Source organism: Streptomyces beigongshangae, from assembly GCF_019710745.1.
GTDB lineage: Bacteria > Actinomycetota > Actinomycetes > Streptomycetales > Streptomycetaceae > Streptomyces > Streptomyces beigongshangae.
Map to the genome: position 1 here is coordinate 104,149 of NZ_JAHKJW010000011.1, position 17,384 is coordinate 121,532.

The 17,384-nt window shown below is 73.2% G+C and carries 14 protein-coding genes and 1 pseudogene; 10 read left to right on the plus strand and 5 right to left on the minus strand.

Going from position 1 to position 17,384, the window contains the following annotated elements; translation table 11 throughout:
• Nucleotides 1-32: 32 nt before the first annotated feature.
• Nucleotides 33-512: a carboxymuconolactone decarboxylase family protein gene (locus KM933_RS11150; RefSeq protein ID WP_221350825.1), complete on the minus strand. Its 480-nt coding sequence runs from the start codon at nt 510-512 to the stop codon at nt 33-35.
• A 73-nt stretch (nt 513-585) separates the two neighbouring features.
• On the minus strand, nt 586-1,659 hold the full coding sequence (locus tag KM933_RS11155) for an NAD(P)H-dependent amine dehydrogenase family protein (RefSeq protein WP_221350827.1): 1,074 nt from the start codon (nt 1,657-1,659) through the stop codon (nt 586-588).
• A 261-nt stretch (nt 1,660-1,920) separates the two neighbouring features.
• Here KM933_RS11155 and KM933_RS11160 point away from each other — a divergent pair, with 261 nt between their 5' ends.
• From KM933_RS11160 to KM933_RS11175, 4 genes are all read left to right on the plus strand, one after another.
• The gene (locus tag KM933_RS11160) at nt 1,921-2,124 is read left to right on the plus strand and encodes a cold-shock protein (RefSeq protein ID WP_221350829.1); all 204 of its coding nucleotides are present in this window, start codon (nt 1,921-1,923) and stop codon (nt 2,122-2,124) included.
• A gap of 227 nt (nt 2,125-2,351) precedes the next feature.
• A complete protein-coding gene (locus tag KM933_RS11165) occupies nt 2,352-3,881 on the plus strand; it encodes a DEAD/DEAH box helicase (protein WP_221350831.1) in 1,530 nt (509 codons plus the stop codon).
• Between the two features lie 154 nt (nt 3,882-4,035).
• Nucleotides 4,036-4,476, plus strand: a complete 441-nt coding sequence (locus tag KM933_RS11170) for a hypothetical protein (RefSeq protein ID WP_221350833.1) — start codon at nt 4,036-4,038, stop codon at nt 4,474-4,476.
• 48 nt (nt 4,477-4,524) lie between these two features.
• Entirely contained in the window at nt 4,525-5,295 is a 771-nt protein-coding gene (locus KM933_RS11175; RefSeq protein ID WP_221350834.1) for a YqjF family protein, read from the plus strand.
• A 37-nt stretch (nt 5,296-5,332) separates the two neighbouring features.
• Here KM933_RS11175 and KM933_RS11180 read toward each other — a convergent pair whose 3' ends face one another.
• On the minus strand, nt 5,333-7,933 hold the full coding sequence (locus KM933_RS11180) for a SpoIIE family protein phosphatase (RefSeq protein ID WP_221350836.1): 2,601 nt from the start codon (nt 7,931-7,933) through the stop codon (nt 5,333-5,335).
• Nucleotides 7,934-8,405: 472 nt separating this feature from the next.
• On the opposite strand from KM933_RS11180, the gene KM933_RS11185 reads away from it, so the two are divergent.
• From KM933_RS11185 to KM933_RS11205, 5 genes are all read left to right on the plus strand, one after another.
• Nucleotides 8,406-8,723, plus strand: coding sequence for a hypothetical protein (locus tag KM933_RS11185; protein WP_221350838.1), 318 nt, complete (start codon nt 8,406-8,408; stop codon nt 8,721-8,723).
• Between the two features lie 196 nt (nt 8,724-8,919).
• Nucleotides 8,920-10,626, plus strand: a complete 1,707-nt coding sequence (locus KM933_RS11190) for a hypothetical protein (protein WP_221350840.1) — start codon at nt 8,920-8,922, stop codon at nt 10,624-10,626.
• Nucleotides 10,627-10,801: 175 nt separating this feature from the next.
• Nucleotides 10,802-12,358 (plus strand): hypothetical protein, encoded by a 1,557-nt coding sequence (locus KM933_RS11195; protein ID WP_221350842.1) that lies wholly within the window; start codon nt 10,802-10,804, stop codon nt 12,356-12,358.
• A 181-nt stretch (nt 12,359-12,539) separates the two neighbouring features.
• Complete coding sequence (locus KM933_RS11200; RefSeq protein ID WP_221350844.1) at nt 12,540-13,202, plus strand: YceI family protein; 663 nt, start codon at nt 12,540-12,542, stop codon at nt 13,200-13,202.
• Between the two features lie 113 nt (nt 13,203-13,315).
• The gene (locus KM933_RS11205) at nt 13,316-13,750 is read left to right on the plus strand and encodes an ATP-binding protein (RefSeq protein WP_221350985.1); all 435 of its coding nucleotides are present in this window, start codon (nt 13,316-13,318) and stop codon (nt 13,748-13,750) included.
• Nucleotides 13,751-13,810: 60 nt separating this feature from the next.
• Here the strand turns inward: KM933_RS11205 and KM933_RS11210 are convergent, their stop codons facing one another.
• Entirely contained in the window at nt 13,811-14,380 is a 570-nt protein-coding gene (locus KM933_RS11210; RefSeq protein WP_221350846.1) for a TetR/AcrR family transcriptional regulator, read from the minus strand.
• A gap of 135 nt (nt 14,381-14,515) precedes the next feature.
• Nucleotides 14,516-15,540 (minus strand): annotated as a pseudogene (gene hemC, locus KM933_RS11215) (hydroxymethylbilane synthase).
• A 243-nt stretch (nt 15,541-15,783) separates the two neighbouring features.
• Between hemC and KM933_RS11220 the strand changes: the two are divergent.
• Nucleotides 15,784-17,334 (plus strand): CYTH and CHAD domain-containing protein, encoded by a 1,551-nt coding sequence (locus KM933_RS11220; protein ID WP_221350849.1) that lies wholly within the window; start codon nt 15,784-15,786, stop codon nt 17,332-17,334.
• Nucleotides 17,335-17,384 lie beyond the last annotated feature (50 nt).

Genomic DNA, 17,384 nt, shown 5'->3' on the forward strand with positions numbered 1-17,384 from the left:
CCGGACGGTCCCGGTCCCGGAACCGGACCCGCTCAGTGCCCCGGAAGGACGCACCGGGCGTCCAGTCCCAGCACACGGTTCAGCCGCCCGAACGCCAGCCACGAGCCCAGGCACATGGTCAGCTCCACGACCTCGCGCTGGCTGTAGTGCGCGGTCATCCGCTCCCAGAACTCCTCGTCGAGGCCGTGGTGGTCGAGGGCGTACCGCTCCGCGTACTCGGCGGCCAGCCGGGTGCGCTCGTCGAAGGCGCCGGTCCTGCGCCACTGGGCGACCGCCTCCGCGAACCCCTCCTCGACCTCGGCCCCGTCCCGCTCGGTCCGCCAGTCGAGGCAGAAGAGGCAGCCGTTGATCTGCGCGATCCGAAGGCGCGCGGCCTCGAACTCGCGCAGTCCCAGGGTCGTGTGCGCGTAGACGGCGAGCGACAGGGCCGCGGCGGCGGGTCCGATGCCGGGGACCATCTCGCCCCACACGTACTCGATGGGGTTCTTGCCGTCGGGGACGTCGACGTCCATCCGGAACTCCTTCCGTGCCCGGTGCTTCCGTGCCCGGTGACGTCCCGGAGGCGATGTCACCCCCGGGACGGTGTCACTTCCTGCCGAGCCGTCCGGCCGCCGGCCGCAGCGGGACGTCGAGCGCGTCGTACAGGCCGGGCTCCGCGTCCACCAGCCAGTCGACGGCGCCGACCAGCCGGCCGACCGCCGTGGCGTTCCCGCCCGCGGACCGGTTCCCGTCCTCGTCGGTCGCCGCCACGGTGATCTCGATGCGCGGGCGGCCCTCGACGATCACGCGGTGCGCCCCGTCGCCGTCCGGCGGCATCGGCCAGTCCGGTGCGCAGGACGGGTGGATCCGGGTGATGTGCTCGATGACGATGCGGGGCTCGCCGTCGACGAAGCCCTGCACCTCGAAGCGCACCGCCCCCTGGGTGCCCGCCTCGAACACCCCCATCGTCCGGGTGCTCACGGTGGTGTCCAGCGCGCGGCGCCGCAGGGTCTCGCGGATCTCGTCCAGCCCGACGCCGAGCGCCCGGGCCATCAGCCGTAGCTGCCCGCCCCACACCATCGTCGGTACCGACGGGGCGAGCATCGGCGGCTCGTAATCCATCGGCTGCCCCATCCCCACCAGGGAGCGCACCGACTCCTCCTGCCCGTACGTGGAGTAGTCGAAGATCTCCTGGCAGCGGATGCCGTCGACGACCGTGCCGAGACCGCTCATCAGCAGCGGCAGCACGTCGTTGGCCCAGCCCGGATCGACCCCGGAGACGAACAGCGAGCCGCCGCCGTGCGCGACGGCGGCGAGCACGGGCTCACGGAACCCGGGCGGGGCGTCGTGCCGGTCGTAGAGCGGGTACAGCGACGGGGTGACGACCACGGCACCGTTCCGGATCGCCCTGACGACGTCGGCCAGTGCCTCGTCGGGCCGGAGGTCGCCCGACGCCGCGTACACGACGGCACGGGGGCCGGCGGTCAGCACGGCGTCGACGTCGTCGGTCGCCGCGACACCCAGCCCCCGGCCCAGACCGCAGAGGTCGCCCGCGTCGCGGCCCGCCTTCCCGGGGCTGTGGACCAGCACGGACGCGAGGTCGAGCATCGGATGCGCCTCGACCGCGCGGATCGCCGCGCGGCCCACGTTCCCGGTTCCCCAGACCACCGTGGAAATCATGCGCGGAGGGTAACCTGACGCATCGTCATTTTCCATAGTCCCGCACCCGCGGTGCGGCCGTGCCGTTGCCGGACGGGCCCTGCGTGCTAGTCTTGATCCAGTTGCAGTTGTAGTTCCCGAACACTTCAAGTGCCGCAGGCGAATTCGTATTCGTCGGGCACTTTTGTATTTCCGGCATTTCATTCCGGACGGGGTCAATTGCGGCGACACAGGGGTCCACACAGTGCGGGCCCCCGGGTACTGCCCCGAAAGGGATATGACATGGCTACTGGAACCGTGAAGTGGTTCAACTCGGAAAAGGGCTTCGGCTTCATCGAGCAGGACGGCGGCGGACCGGACGTCTTCGCCCACTACTCGAACATCGCCGCCCAGGGCTTCCGTGAGCTCCAGGAGGGCCAGAAGGTGACCTTCGACGTCACGCAGGGCCAGAAGGGCCCGCAGGCGGAGAACATCACTCCTGCCTGACGCTGTAGCGCACAAGGCGGCTGGGGTCCCACTCGGTGGGGCCCCAGCCTGCTGCTTTCCCCAGGGCTCCGGGGAACCGACCCCGGCCCGCCGGTGCCGCCCCCTCCAGGGCGCCGCGTCGGCCCGGTCGAATGTATTTCGACTCACATCCGGCTCGTTCTTGCAATTCATTCGGCTGCTGTCCGCCGGGAATTCCTCGATACGTGCCACATCGAGGAAGGTTCTCCATGAACCGATCGGCTCGCACGAACGATCGCTATAAGGACAATCGCCAGGGCGGTTCCACCGGTTCCGGCCGCGGCGGCCGGCCCCGCCCGCAGGGCCAGGGCAGGCCCGTCACCCGTTCGGGCGCAAACGGACGGCGCCCCTCGGCGGTGCAGGGGGAATTCGCCCCGCCGGCCACGCACACCCCCGCCCTCCCCGCGGTGACGGCCTTCGAGGAACTGGATCTGCCCGCGCCCCTGCTGGAGACCCTCACCGGCCTCGACGTGCGGGAGCCGTTCCCGATCCAGGCCGCCACGCTGCCGAACTCGCTCGCGGGCCGCGACGTGCTGGGGCGCGGCCGCACCGGTTCGGGCAAGACCCTCGCCTTCGGTCTCGCCCTCCTCGCCCGCACCGCCGGACGGCGTGCCGAACCGAAGAAGCCGCTGGCCCTGGTCCTCGTCCCCACGCGCGAACTGGCCCAGCAGGTCACCGACGCGCTCACGCCGTACGCGCGGTCGCTGAAGCTGCGGCCGGCCACCGTGGTCGGCGGGATGTCGATCGGCCGGCAGGCCGGTGCGCTGCGGACCGGCGCCGAGGTCGTCGTCGCGACCCCCGGGCGCCTCATGGACCTCGTCGAGCGCGGGGACTGCCGTCTGGACCGGGTCGGCATCACGGTCCTGGACGAGGCGGACCAGATGGCCGACATGGGCTTCATGCCCCAGGTCACCGCGCTGCTCGACCTGGTCGAACCCGGCGGCCAGCGCATGCTGTTCTCGGCGACGCTGGACCGCAACATCGACCTCCTGGTCCGCCGCTACCTCCACGACCCGGTGGTCCACTCGGTGGACCCGTCGGCCGGCGCCGTCACCACGATGGAGCACCACGTGCTGTACGTGCACGGCGCCGACAAGTACGCCACCGCCACGGAGATCGCCGCCCGCGACGGACGCGTGCTGATGTTCCTCGACACCAAGCACTCCGTCGACCAGTTCACCAGGCACCTCCTCGGCAGCGGTGTGCGCGCCGCCGCCCTGCACGGCGGCAAGTCGCAGCCGCAGCGCAACCGCACCCTGGCGCAGTTCAGGAGCGGCGCGGTCACGGTGCTGGTGGCCACCAACGTCGCGGCCCGTGGCATCCACGTCGACGACCTCGACCTCGTCGTCAACGTCGACCCGCCCGGCGACCACAAGGACTACCTGCACCGCGGGGGGCGTACGGCCCGGGCGGGCGAGTCGGGCAGCGTCGTCACGCTGGTCATGCCGAACCAGCGCCGCGACATGACCCGGCTGATGTCCGACGCCCGCATCCGGCCGCAGGTCACCCAGGTCCGCTCCGGCGAGGCCGAGCTGAGCCGTATCACCGGCGCGCAGGCGCCCTCCGGCGTCCCCGTCGCCGGAAGCGCCCCGGCCGCGGAACGCCCGCAGCGCGGCGGCGCCCCGTTCCGGGGCCTGGGCACCCGCCCGGGCCGGACCGGCGGCGAGTCCCGGCGGACGGCCGAGGCCCGCCGGACGGCGGAGGCCCGCAAGGCCGCCCGGATCCGTCGCGGCGCGTAGGCGCGGCACCGGCGGGACCGGGGACCGGGGACCGGCGCGGCCGACGGCGATCGGGCGGTGCCGATCGGGTGGTGCCGGGTGACGGCGGGTGCCCGGATCCACCCTTGTGGACGCAGATGCGATCACATCGCCCGCATCGGGGAAGTCGAGTCCCATGACCGAATCCGAGTTCCCGCCCGAAGGCCGGCCCGTCGACCTCTACCTCGACCTGCTGCGCGTCCGTATGACCCCGTCGGACTACGCGCTGCTGCTCCGCATGGTCGAGCCCGTGCTCGAAGCCATGCAGGAGCAACGGGCGGGACCGATCGAGCTGCATCTGGAGGGCGCGGAGGGGGCGGAGGGCGCGGGTGTCCCGCAGGAGATCCGCGACGAGGCGTCCCTCGTCGTGGCGGCCGCCGTCACGGGGCGCATGGACAACCAGATCGTCGAGATCGAGACGGCGGAGGGCGGATCCGTCCGGGTCGTGACGGACTCGGGTACCGCGGCCGATCCCGTCCGGTGCCGGGAGATCGCCGACTTCATCGGCGAACGCCACCGGCAGGACGAGGAACTGCGCGGCATCGCCGAGGTGAGCGGTCTGCCCACCGACGTCTGACGCGTCACACGGCACGGGATCCCGCCCCGCCCGGGGCCCGCTCCTGCGATGCTGGCGCCCGTGTCGATCACCTCGTCCGCGCCGGAGCCGATCACGCCCGACGCCCCGGCGGTACTCCACCGTCCGCTGCTCACCCAGGAGTGGCTGGACCTCACCTTCGTGCACTGGGCCGTGGACCCGGCGGACGTGGCGGGACTGCTGCCGGCGGGCACCGTGCCCGACACGCTGGACGGCGCCACCTTCGTCGGCCTGGTCGCCTTCCGGATGCACCGGGTGGGCTGGTGGCGGATGCCGGGCGTGCCCTACTTCGGTTCGTTCCCCGAGACCAACGTGCGGCTGTACTCCGTGGACGGGTACGGGCGGCGCGGGGTCGTCTTCCGCTCCATGGACGCCTCCCGGCTCGTACCGGTGCTGATGGGACGCCTGGGTTTCCGCCTGCCGTACGTCTGGTCCCGCATGTCCGTACGGACCGGCGGCGACACGGTGGGTTACCGCAGCGTACGGCGCCTGCCGGGCCCCCGCGGCGCGTACAGCCGTCTCGTCGTCCGGCCGGGGGAGCGCATGGCGGAGCCGACCGGCCTCGAACACTTCCTGACCGCCCGGTGGGGGATGCACAACCCGGTCTCCGGCGGTGCCGGTTTCCTGCCGAACGACCATCCGCGCTGGCCGCTGCACCGCGCGACGCTGGTCGAGTGCGAGGAGAACCTCGTCCGGTCGGCCGGTCTGCCGGCCCCGGCGGAAGAGCCGGTGAGCGTGCTGTACTCGCCGGGCGTCGCGGTACGTCTCGGCCGTGCGGCGAAGGGCCCGCCGCGCGGATGACGGCGGGAGACCCTCGCCGCAGCCGTACGCTCCCGTCTCAGCCGTTCGGCCGGGGCTCCGCGCGGCGCGTGGCGAGCAGCAGCGCTATGTCGTCGGGGCGGTCGGCGACGTGGCGGGCCCTGGCGGTGAGCCGGTCGGCGATCCCCGCGAGCGACCTGCCCCCGGGGCGGCCGACGGGGGTGCCGGCCCGGGCGAGGGCGACGCGCAGCGCGGTGATGCCCTCGTCGATGTCGACGCCGGGCCGCTCGACCAGCCCGTCCGTGTAGAGCGCGAGGACGGCTCCGGGGTCCAGCCGCACCTCCGTCACGGGGTAGTCCGCCCGCGGATCCACCCCGAGGACGACGCCACCGGGGATGTCCAGCACACGGGTACGGCCGTCGGGACGGCGCAGGACCGGCGGCGGGTGCCCCGCCCGGGCCACCCGGGCCGCACCGGTGAGCGGGTCCAGGCGGATGTAGCAGCAGCTGGCGAACAGCCCCGGGTCGAGGTCGATCAGCAGGTGGTTGGTGCCGCTCATGACCTCGTCGGGCGGCCGGTCGCCGAGCGCGAAGGCCCGTACGGCGCTGCGCAGCTGGCCCATCGTGGCGGCCGCCTGGACGCCGTGCCCCTGGACGTCGCCGATGACCAGCGCGAGACCGTCGCCCGACTCCACCACGTCGTACCAGTCGCCCCCCACGTCCATCCCCTGCGTGCCCGGCAGATAGCGGCCGACGGTCTCCACCCGGGGATGCGCGGACAGGCGCCGGGGGAGGAGCGCCTGCTGCAGGCCGCGGGCGAGGGCGGCCTCGGTGTCGTAGCGCTGCGCCTTCTCCAGCGCGTGCGCGATCAGACCGGCGAGAGCCGTCAGCACCGTACGTTCCTCGGTGCTGAAGCTGCGGGGGCCGTCGAAGCCGAGGATGCAGGAGCCGACCGGGCGCCCGGAGGCGATCAGGGGCAGGAAGGCCCGGGAGCCCTCCGTCGCGTCGAGGGGCATGCCCGGGTAGGCGGCCGCGAGCTGCTGCATCGACTCGAAGAACATGGGGCGGCCACTGGTGAGGGTCTCGACGCCGGGCAGCCGGGCGTCGAGGCCGACCCCCTCGAACGGCGCCAGGAACCCCTGCGGGAAGCCCGTCTCCCAGGCCAGGTAGAGGTGCCGCTCCTGCAGCAGGTAGATGGCCAGCCGGCGGCCGCCGAAGGCCGGCAGCAGCTCCTGCATCACGACGGCGGACACCTGGCGCGCGGTGACCGCCTCGGTCAGCGCGATCGCCAGGACGATCGGCCGGTACAGGGGGGCCATGGAGGTGACGCCGGCGTCCGGCCCGTCCGGCCCGGGCGCACCGGCCGCCGAAGCCCCGTCGTGCAGGGACCCGTCGCGCGGTGCCCCGTCGTGCGGGGGCGCGGGGTCGGGTGCCGGGTCGGTCACCCGGTTCGCGGGTACGACGGTGCAGGTGAGGATGTCGGGCCCGGGATAGACGGAGACCGCCAGCCAGTCACCGCCTCCGTGCGCCCCGCGGGACTCCCGGGGCCGCTCCCGGCCGTCCCGGGGTGGCCGCACGACGTGGAAGTGCGCCGGTTCCGAGGAGAGCAGGGCCTCGCGGAGGTGGTCCTCGTAGGCGGACCGCTCCAGCCACGGCACCTCCTCGCCCAGGGGCCTGCCCAGGAGCCGGGTCCGCGGCCGCCCCAGCAGGCGGGCGGCCCGCTCGTTCGCGTAGACGATCAGCCCCAGCCGGTCGAGGCAGAACACGCCCTCGGGAAGCAGGTCGGCCGCTCCGTCACCCGCCGAACCGATGTCCGGATCGAGGACGAGACCCCGGACGGTACGGGGCCGCGACGCCGGGGCCGGCTCCTCTTCCGGGGTCCAGAGCTCCAGCAGCCGCAGACCGCCGTCGGCCGCGTGCACCGGCAGCGGAAGCGGCGGGGGGCGTCCCACGGAGGTCGCGCGCAGGGCGGCCAGGATCTCCTGGGCGTCGGCCTCCGCCATGGCGTCCGCGAGCGCCTGCGGGGTGTCCGTGTCCCTGCCCGGCGGTACGCCGAGCAGGGCGTGCAGCCGGCTGTCCGCGGTGACCACGCCGGATGCCGGATCCCAGGTGAAGCGCCCGATGCGCCCGGCGGGAGGGTGGGTGACCGGCGGCCGTACGCAGAGCGGTTCACCGTCCCAGGCGACGCCCGGCCCGCCGTCCGCCTCCAGGTCCCACAGCGCCCGCCCCAGCTCCTCCGCCAGCCGCGCCATGCGGTCACGGTCGGGCAGCACCTCGGTGGTGTCCGACACCGAGGAGCGCAGCAGCGTCAGTACGCCGTAGGTCGTCGACCCCCCGACGACGGGCACGTACAGGGAGCCGAACTGGAACGGCAGCCCCGCCGCGAACTGGGGATAGCGGCGCATCGTCTCCGTGGCGTCCGGGAGCACCACCTGGACGCCCAGCCGGTAGGCGTCGGACACGGGGAACCGGCGGTCCACGTGCAGGCGCCACCAGGGGCGGAACAGCGGTCCGGGCAGCCCCGACAGGACGGCCAGCCGGAGCAGTCCCGGCGTCGTGGAGCGCAGGTACACGCCTCCCGCGAAACCGCCGGCAGCGCCGATCGCCTCCGCCGTGATCCCGGTGAGCAGCGAGTCCAGGCGTCCGGGGCTCCGGATCTCGTGCTCGGCTCTCCCAGTCATCGCCCCACCTCGTCCGTGCGCCGCCCGGGTGGCCGACACAGCAAGAATGCGCCACGACGCCCTCCGCATGCACCCGGGAGGACCGAGTGAGCCTGTGGAACCGATGAGGCCACCGGGGTGTGAGCGAAGTGGGGCCGCCCGGTGACGACCGCGTTTCCCCACCTCGCGCGCGTGCGCTGCCCGGGCCACCGAGGGCTTGTCCGAAGCCGCTGGTCAGGCGCTTCCGCCCGTCCCTTCGGGGGAGGGCCCGCATTTCCGCGCGCAGGGAGGGAAGGTGACACACGGATCACCTGCAGGCCGGGAGAGGCCGTCACCGGCCGGGTCGCAGCCGGGAGGAGCGCACCACGTGGGATCAGGACGACACGGGTCGCCGCCGTGCGCGCCACCGGACCCGCGGGGCGGGCCCGGTGCCCGTGCGCCCCGCGGCGCCCGACGGCCCGGCCCGGCGCGTCCTCGTTCGTAAGGAGTTCTCATGACCACGTACGTCATCACCGTCCCCGGCACGTTCGTCAACGGCGTCGAGGACACCGCGCGCTCCGACGTCGAGCGCAGGCTCCGCCCGCGGGACCCGAAGAACACGGACCTGGGCGAGAGCGAGGAGCTGAGCCTGCTGACGGTCGAGGAGGGCGGCATGTTCTCCGCCCGGATCGAGGTCGAGGCGGCGGACCAGGCCGGTGCCGAGAGCGAGGCGGTCCGGCTGGTCGCCCGGGCGCTGCGTGACAGCGGGTTCGAGGAGGACGAGGCCCCGCTGGGCCCGGCGTTCGTGACCGGCATCGACAGCGAGTTCTAGGGCCGCCGTCCCCGGTCCGGTGACCGCGGGACACCTGGGCGTGCGTCACCCCTAGGCTCGGAGCGACATGCACTCCGGGGCTTCGGCCGTGGAGGGAATCCGGCCCAGGGCGCGGGACGGGCCGTCGCGACGGGATGCCGGCAGGCGTCCCGTCGGGCCGCCTGCCCGCCGGCCGTTACACGCGCAGGAGAAGCGGATGGACTACTACGACCTCGGCTCCCACGGCCGCGCCGTGACGACGTCGTCCCCGCGGGCCCAGCTGTGGTTCGACCGCGGACTGGTCTGGTCGTACGCCTTCCACCACGAGGAGGCCGTCGCCTGCTTCGAGACGGCCGCGGCGGCGGACCCCGACTGCGCCATGGCCCACTGGGGCATCGCCTACGCCCTCGGCCCGAACTACAACAAGCCCTGGGAGTCCTTCGACGGCGAGGAGCTGGCCCGTACCGTCGGCCGTGCGCACGCCGCCGTGGAACTGGCGCGGGAGAAGGCGGCCGGTGCCACCCCCGTCGAGCGGGCCCTGATCGGAGCGCTGCGGGCCCGCCACCCGCAGGCGGAGGCCGCCGAGGACTGCGCGAGGTGGAACGAGCCGTACGCGGACGCCATGCGCGCGGTGCACGAACTCGCCCCGGACGACCCGGACGTCGCCGCGCTCTACGCCGACGCGCTGATGAACCTCACCCCCTGGCGGCTGTGGGACCGGCGTACGGGCGAGCCGGCCGAGGGCTCCCGCACACAGGCGGCCAGGGAGGTGCTGGAGCGGGCGATCGCCACGGCGGCCGGGGAGCGGCATCCGGGGCTGCTGCACCTGTACATCCACCTGATGGAGATGTCCCCGGCCCCCGAGACCGCGCTGCCCGTCGCCGACCGGCTGCGCGGCCTGGTGCCGGACGCGGGGCACCTCCAGCACATGCCCACGCACCTGGACGTGCTCTGTGGCGACTACCGGCGCGTCGTGGCCGACAACGGCACGGCGATCGCCGCCGACGAGAAGTTCCTCGCGCGGTCCGGGGCGATGAACTTCCACACGCTGTACCGGGCGCACAACTACCACTTCAGGATCTACGGCGCGATGTTCCTGGGCCGTTCCGGGACCGCCCTGGAGACCGCGGCCCGCCTCGAAGCCGCCCTCCCGGAGGAACTGCTGCGCGTGCAGAGCCCGCCCATGGCGGACTGGCTGGAGGGTTTCCTCGCGATGCGGGTGCACGTCCTGATCCGCTTCGGCCGCTGGGCCGACATCCTGCGCCTGCCGCCGCCCGCCGACCCGCGGCTGTACTGCGTGACGACCGCGATGCTCCACTACGCCCGCGGCGTCGCCCACTCGGCCGGCGGCCGGACCGGGGCGGCCGAGACCGAGCGCGCCCTGTTCAGGGAGGCGGTGACGCGGGTCCCGCGGACGCGGATGCTCTTCAACAACACCTGCGCCGACATCCTCGCGGTCGCGTCGGCGATGCTCGACGGCGAGCTGGAGTACCGCAGGGGCCGCCACGAGGCCGCCTTCGCCGCGCTGGAGCGGTCGGTCGAACTGGACGACGGCCTCCCCTACGACGAGCCCTGGGGGTGGATGCAGCCCACCCGGCACGCCTACGGGGCCCTGCTCCTGGAACAGGGGCGCGTCGCCGAGGCGGAAGCGGTCTACCGCGCCGACCTGGGGCTCGACGACACGCTTCCGCGCGCCTCGCACCACCCCGGCAACGTCTGGGCCCTGCACGGGTTCCACGAGTGCCTCGTCCGGCTGGGCAGGACGGGGGAGGCACGGATCGTGGCCCAGCAGCTGAAGATCGCCGCGGCGGTGGCGGACGTACCGGTCGAGGCGTCGTGCTTCTGCCGGCTGCGGACCGGGACGGCTCCCGGGGCCGCCGACGCCGCCGCCGACGCCGGGGCGGACGGGCCCGGCTGCTGCTGAGACCCGGCGCGGACCGGATGCTGTGGTCGGTTCGGACGCGCGTTCCACCGTCCCCTTGCACAGTTCACGCCCTGTTGCCCAGGGCGGGGCGGTGACGGCCCTTGTGCCCCCGGAATCGCTGACCGTACGCTGACAAGTCATAGAACTTCGGGCGTGGACGACTGGGGGAGCCGTCATGTCCTGGGACCAGAACGACCCGCGCGGCGCATTCGCCGTACCGCCCATGCCCACCACGCCGCCGCCCGCTCCGGCGGACGGCCGGCGAGCGGCCGCGGTGGCGCTGCTGAACCTCTGCGGACTCGGACTCGGCTACGTGCTGGTGCGCCGCTGGTGGCCGGCGGCGGCCTGCTGGGCCGCGACGGCGGTCCTGCTCCTGGTCGCCCTGCCCGCGGAACCGGACGGCGTCCCCGCCGCGGCCGTCGTGACGTACCTCGTCCTCCTCGGGCTCGCGGCCGTCCACGGCGCGGTCGTGGGGCTGCGCACCCGGCTGACGTGGCCGTCGGCGGCCTGGGTCGCCGTCGTGCTCGGGATCGTGCTCCTGGCCGTGCCCGCCGGAGGCGTCGCCCTGTACGGCGGCGCGCGCGACGAAGCCACCGAGCAGATGCTCCTGGACCGGCTGGAGCGGGCGGACGAGTTGGTCCGGAAGGCCGGCGGGCAGCCCTTCCCGACAGCCCGGTCCGACTACCGCCGGGCCCTGACCGTCTACCGGGATCTGCGCGGGGACCACCCCGGTTCGCGGGCGGCCGACCGGGTCCCCGACCGGCTCAGGACCTACTACACCACGGTGGGTTCGGCCTACGCGGAGCAGAGGTACTGCGACGCCGTGGACCCGCTGAAGTACCTCCGCACGGTCCCGCGCACCATGGGCGCCGAGGAACTCGGGCGGCTCGCGACATGGCCCGACGACCGGCTGGCCACCTCGCTCTACGAGTGCGGGGCGCAGTCGCTGTCCGGCCGGGTCGCGACATGGACCACGCACTTCGGCGACCTCCTGATGACCTTCCCGCGGTCCGGGCAGAGCGCGAAGGTGGCACCCGCGGTCGGGACGGCGGTCGACAGGGCGGTGAAGGAGGTGGGCGGCGACGACCCCTGCGCGGCCGTCGAGCGCCTCGGCACCCTGCACACCCAGGTCGTGGGACTGCCGGGAGAGCGGGCGGGGCTGGGCGGAGCACTGCGCGAGGACGCCGGGCGGGCGGAGCGGAACGCGAACTCGGGCACGTACGCCTGCGGGGTGGACCAGTACCGGGAGAAGAGCTTCGCCGAAGCCGTCACCACGATGAACGAATTCGTCAGGAACAACGAGCGGCACAAGAACCTGGCCCGGGCCAAGAAGATCGCCATCGCCGCCGAGGTCGCCCAGACCGTGCCGGCCGCGGGCGGGCGCCTGCCGACCACGGCGTCCGGCGGCGGCATCTCCGTCACCGTCAAGAACGACAGCCCCGACGACATCAGGGTGCTGTACACGGGACCGGTGACCGGCAGCTTCACGCTCGAAGCCTGCGGGAACTGCACCTCCTACTCCCTCGCGAGCACGGCGGTGCCGGGCTTCGAGCCGTGCGGCGACAGCGGCAAGAACTATCCGCAGCGCACCGTTCGGCTGCCCGCCGGTACGACGTACTTCGTGCACAAATCCAAGGGCGGGTCCGGAAAGTCGCCGGCATCGGACACGGCGAAACTGTCGGCCGGTTACGTCTACACCGAGTGCGCCTACACGACGAGCTTCGGTTACTGACGATCTCCGGCCCCCGCAAGGGGCACCCAGTGCCTTCTGAGGGGCTGGTGACGGGTGTGAGGATTCTGTGACCCATGGGGCCGGTAAGGACAGGGACCGGGCATCGTGTATCGCTGCGGGTAAGGTCCTGGATCTTGGTTCGGCTTGCGGAAACATCTATGGCGCAATAACTAGGTGAGTCATGAATCTTTTCAGTCGTGGTGCTTCTCCCCGCCGCTCGGACACGCTGGTGGAACCGAAGGGGCACACCGGGCGGGGCGCTTCCCCCCAGGGTGGCCGGACGGAACCCGGCCTGACGGCCCTGACCGGGAACTGGGTCGTCGATCCCGCGCACAGCAGGATCGGCTTCTCCGTGCGGCACGCCATGGTCACGACCGTGCGCGGCGCCTTCACGGAGTACCACAGCCGGCTCTTCTTCGACGGCCGCGACCCCTCCCGCTCGGGAGCCGAGATCGTGCTGTCCACGGCGAGCGTCGACACGGGTGTGGACCAGCGCGACAGCCATCTGACCGGCCGTGACTTCCTGGACTCCGCCACCTATCCGCACATGCGCTTCCTCAGTACCGCCGTGCGGCTCGCGGGCCCCGACGTCTACCGGATGACCGGCGACCTCACCATCAAGGACACGACGCGTCCCGTCGTCCTGGAGCTCACCTACATAGGCCATGTCACCGACCCGTTCGGCTACGAGCGCGTCGGCTTCGACGGCACCACCACGATCGACCGCTCCGAGTGGGGCCTGACCTACAACAGCAGACTGGCGGAGGGCGGCGCGATGGTGAGCGAGAAGGTCCGCCTCCAGCTCGACATAGCCGCCATCCGCAGCACCTCGCCCACCGGCTGACCACCTGCCCGGTCCGACCGGCCGGGGGACGGGATGCCTGGGTGCGCGACTGCCGGGTACCCGGTTCATCGACCACGACGTACGGACAGCAGGAACAGGAACGGGAGTGGGCCGTGGGGGTCAAGGCGATGGGCTGGGCGCATTCGTTTCCCGTGTCGGGCGGGGTGCGCGCCGGGCGGGAGTGGACGCGGGAACATCTGGAGTCCCTGCCGTGGACGGCGGCCGAACCGGAGACCGCGGATGCCGTCGTGCTGGCCGTGTCCGAGCTGCTCACCAATGCCCACGTGCATGCGAACAGCGACGCGCAGATGGTGCTCACCTGGGACGGCGACTGCCTCCACGTGAGCGTCCACGACGAGGACCCGACGCTGCCGCGGCAGCGGGACCCGGAGGTCGGTGAACCGTCCGGCCGTGGGGTCGGCATCGTGCGGATGCTGGCCGACGACTGGGAGACGCGGTGCCAGCGGCACGGCAAGGTGGTGACGGCCTGTTTCCGCCCGGCCCTGGCCGATCCGGGGACCGGTGATCCGGAGACCGCCGGCTCCTGACCGGCGGTGCGTGACCGGTCCGGCGGACGGCGGCCCCCGCGCGGTCCCGGAAGGCCGTGGTCACTCGCCGGGCCAGTTCCGCAGGAGGGCGTCGAGGGCGTCCAGGATCCGGGTCCAGGTCTCCTGGGAGTCGGGGGCGCTGTGACTGAACCCTCCGCCCAGCTCCAGGCTGACGTAGCCGTGGAAGACGCTGCCCAGCAGCCGGACCGCGTGGGTCTGGTCCGGCTCCGTCAGGTCGTAGCCGCGCAGGACGGCCCGCGTCATCCGGGCGTGCCTGCTCCCTGCGCTGTTCGCTGCCGCCTCCGGGGACAGCCTGAGCTGGGCGGCGGCGTAGCGGCCGGGATGCTCGGCGGCGTAGTCGCGGTAGACGTTCGCCAGGGCCGTGAGGGCGTCCTTGCCGGCCCGTCCGGCCAGCGCGGTCGCGCCCCGGTCGGCCAGCTCCTCCAGTGCGAGCAGCGCGATGCCGGTCCTGAGGTCCTGGGAGTTCCTCAGGTGCGAGTACAGGCTCGCGACCTTGACGTCGAAACGCCTGGCGAGCGCGGACACGGTCACCTGGTCGAAGCCGACCTCGTCGGCCAGCTCGGCACCCGCCCGGACCAGGCGCTCCGTCGTCAGTCCCACACGACCCACGGGACTCCTCCCTCTCGGCGGGCTCGATTGCTCATGTGCCTAAACCTTCTAGGCAAATGAGCCTACCTTGAGGGAGACGGGCCGGATCCGCTGCGGCGATCCATGGCGCCGTCCCGCGGCGGCGGGCCCGGTCCGTCAGTGGTCGATGGCGTCGATCAGGTCGCGGGCTCCCTGGCGCAGCAGGGCGACGGCCACGGAGGTGCCGAGGGTGGCGGGGTCGAGGCGGCCGGCCCATTCGTGCGCGTTCAGCCGGGTCTTGCCGTCCGGAGTGAACACGCAGGCCCGCAGGGACAGCTCGCCGTCCAGGCCGGCCCTGGCGTAACCGGCGATCGGTGAGTTGCAGTGGCCCTGGAGGACGTGCAGGAACATGCGTTCCGCGGTGGCCTCGCGATGGGTGGCGGGATGGCCGAGCGCGCTGACGGCGTCGATGACCGTCGTGTCGTCCTCGCGGCACTGGAGCGCGAGGATGCCCGCGCCGATCGGCGGCATCATCGTCTCGGGGGAGAGGACCTCGGTGATCACATCGGTGCGCCCGATGCGCTCCAGGCCCGAGACGGCGAGCAGCAGCGCGTCCGCCTCCCCGGCCGCGAGCTTCTCCAGACGCCGGTTCGCGTTGCCGCGGAACGGCACGCACGTGAGGTGCGGCCGGGAGGCGGCGAGCTGTGCGGCACGGCGTACGGAGGAGGTCCCGATCCTGGTGCCGGGCGGCAGCTCGTCCAGGGAGAGCCCGCCCGGGTGGACGAGGGCGTCACGGATGTCGTCCCGTTCGAGGAACGCGGCGAACACGGTGCCCGCGGGNGCTCGTCCAGGGAGAGCCCGCCCGGGTGGACGAGGGCGTCACGGATGTCGTCCCGTTCGAGGAACGCGGCGAACACGGTGCCCGCGGGCAGCGGCCGGTCGGCGGGCACGTCCTTGACGCAGTGCACCGCCAGGTCGGCCTCACCGGCCAGCAGCGCGGCGTCGACCTCCTTGGTGAACGCCCCCTTGCCCTCGACCCGGGCGAGGTCGCCCATCCACTTGTCACCGGTCGTCCTCACCGGGACGACCTCGGTCCGTGTGCCGGGGTGGAGCACGGCCAGCCCGGCCCGTACGCGTGCCACCTGGGCCAGGGCCATGGGCGAGTCGCGGGAGACGATGCGGATCAGCTCGGGAGCGGGCATGCGGCTCACGATAGACCCTGAACCCCGGGCGCACCCCCAATCCCCGTCACCCGGGCGGGAATCGGACCGGCGGGCCCTCTCGGCGGCCCGGGCGGTCCGGGTGGTCCGGGGCGTCCGGGTCGTCCTCGGCCGTCGGCAGGACGTCCGGGTCCTCCGCCCGGAAACCCCTCCTGCGCCCGTTCCTGCGCCCGTTCCTGCGTCATGGTGGTGTTTCGTCCGGTGGATCGTGTCAACCGGTAATACATGGTCCAGTCGATGCGAGAGACAGAACGAAAGTACGAAGCCCCTTCGTCCGCGGACACCTCCTGGCTGCCCGCGCTGAACCGTGTGGACGGCGTCGCGGCGGTCGTCGACCGAAGTCCCGAGGAGCTGGACGCGGTCTACTACGACACCGACGACCTCCGCCTGGCCGGCTCCTCGGCCGTGCTGCGCCGCAGGACCGGGGGCGCCGACGCCGGGTGGCACCTCAAACTGCCGCTGGCGGGCGACAGCCGCGAGGAGATCAGGTCCGCCCTGACCGACACCGTCCCGAAGGACCTGCTCGACCTCACCGTGTCCCGCACCCGCGGAGCCGCGCTGACGCCGGTGGTCCGCATCCGCTCGACGCGCGAGGTGCGGCACCTGGTCGACGACGACGGCGCCCTGCGCGCCGAGCTGTGCGTCGACACGGTCCGCGCGCAGTCGCTGCGCGCGGACGGCGGGAGTGCCGAGTGGCGCGAGATCGAGGTGGAACTGGCGGAGGACGCCGACCCCGCCCTCCTGGACGCCGTGGAGAAGAAGTTCCGCAAGAAGGGGATCGCCCGCGCGCAGTCCCCGTCCAAACTGGCCCGGGCACTCGACGAGACCGGGACCGCCCCGTCGGCCGGTGCCGGTGCGTCCGGCGCGTCCGCCGGTCCCGGCCCCGGTCGGGCCGGGACGCACGTCCTCGCGTACGTGGGGGAGCAGGTCCGTGCACTGACCGCTCTCGATCCGGCGGTGCGACGGAACCGGCCCGACGCGGTGCACCAGATGCGTGTCGCCTGCCGTCGTCTGCGCAGCTGCCTGCGCACCTACCGGTCCGTGTTCGGCCGCGGGGCCACCGACACGGTCCGGGGTGAGCTGAAGTGGCTGGCCGGCGAGCTGGGCGCCGAACGCGACCAGGAAGTGCTGATGGAGCGCCTCAGCGGGGAGATCGGGGCCCTGCCGGAGGAACTGGTGCTCGGCCCCGTCGCCGCACGGCTGCGGGTGTGGGACGTCGTCGACAGCACGGCCTCCCACCAGCGCAGCCTCGACGCGCTCGACTCGCCGCGCTACCTCGCCCTGCTCGACGCCCTCACCGCACTGGTGGAGCGGCCGCCGACGCGCGCCAAGGCCGGCAAGGACGCCGGCAAGGTCATGGCCGAGGCCGTGCTGAAGGAGTACGACCGCCTGGCCGACCGTATGACGGAGGCCCTGGAGCTGGGGCCCGGACCCGAGCGCGACGTGGCGCTGCACGAGGCGCGCAAGGCGGCCAAGAAGGTCCGGTACGCGACGGAGGTGGCCCGTCCGGCCCTCGGCAAACCGGTCAAGGAGCTGGGCAAGCAGGTCAAGGCGGTGCAGCAGGTGCTCGGTGACCACCAGGACAGCGTGGTGGCCCGGGGCACCCTCAGGGACCTGGCCGTGGCGGCCCAGACCGCGGGCGAGGCCGGCTTCACCTGGGGTCTGCTGTACGGCAGCGAGCAGGCCCGCGCGCAGGCCAGGGAGCAGGAGCTGCCGTCCGTCTGGGAGCTCGTCTCGGCCTCCGGGGCCCGTGAGCGGCTCGGCGGCGACCGCTGAGCCCCTGGAGGACCGGGGGCGCGTGACCTCTCCGGGCGGCGTCCCTGCGC

Bases quoted from the DNA above. Each gene is read 5' to 3' on its own strand.
- KM933_RS11220 (WP_221350849.1), top strand. From the start codon at position 15,784: ATGGTCCAGTCGATGCGAGAGACAGAACGAAAGTACGAAGCCCCTTCG.
- KM933_RS11180 (WP_221350836.1), bottom strand. From the start codon at position 7,933: ATGACTGGGAGAGCCGAGCACGAGATCCGGAGCCCCGGACGCCTGGAC.
- KM933_RS11200 (WP_221350844.1), top strand. From the start codon at position 12,540: ATGAATCTTTTCAGTCGTGGTGCTTCTCCCCGCCGCTCGGACACGCTG.
- KM933_RS11165 (WP_221350831.1), top strand. From the start codon at position 2,352: ATGAACCGATCGGCTCGCACGAACGATCGCTATAAGGACAATCGCCAG.
- KM933_RS11195 (WP_221350842.1), top strand. From the start codon at position 10,802: ATGTCCTGGGACCAGAACGACCCGCGCGGCGCATTCGCCGTACCGCCC.
- KM933_RS11150 (WP_221350825.1), bottom strand. From the start codon at position 512: ATGGACGTCGACGTCCCCGACGGCAAGAACCCCATCGAGTACGTGTGG.
- KM933_RS11160 (WP_221350829.1), top strand. From the start codon at position 1,921: ATGGCTACTGGAACCGTGAAGTGGTTCAACTCGGAAAAGGGCTTCGGC.
- KM933_RS11155 (WP_221350827.1), bottom strand. From the start codon at position 1,659: ATGATTTCCACGGTGGTCTGGGGAACCGGGAACGTGGGCCGCGCGGCG.
- KM933_RS11190 (WP_221350840.1), top strand. From the start codon at position 8,920: ATGGACTACTACGACCTCGGCTCCCACGGCCGCGCCGTGACGACGTCG.
- KM933_RS11185 (WP_221350838.1), top strand. From the start codon at position 8,406: ATGACCACGTACGTCATCACCGTCCCCGGCACGTTCGTCAACGGCGTC.
- KM933_RS11175 (WP_221350834.1), top strand. From the start codon at position 4,525: ATGCTGGCGCCCGTGTCGATCACCTCGTCCGCGCCGGAGCCGATCACG.
- KM933_RS11170 (WP_221350833.1), top strand. From the start codon at position 4,036: ATGACCGAATCCGAGTTCCCGCCCGAAGGCCGGCCCGTCGACCTCTAC.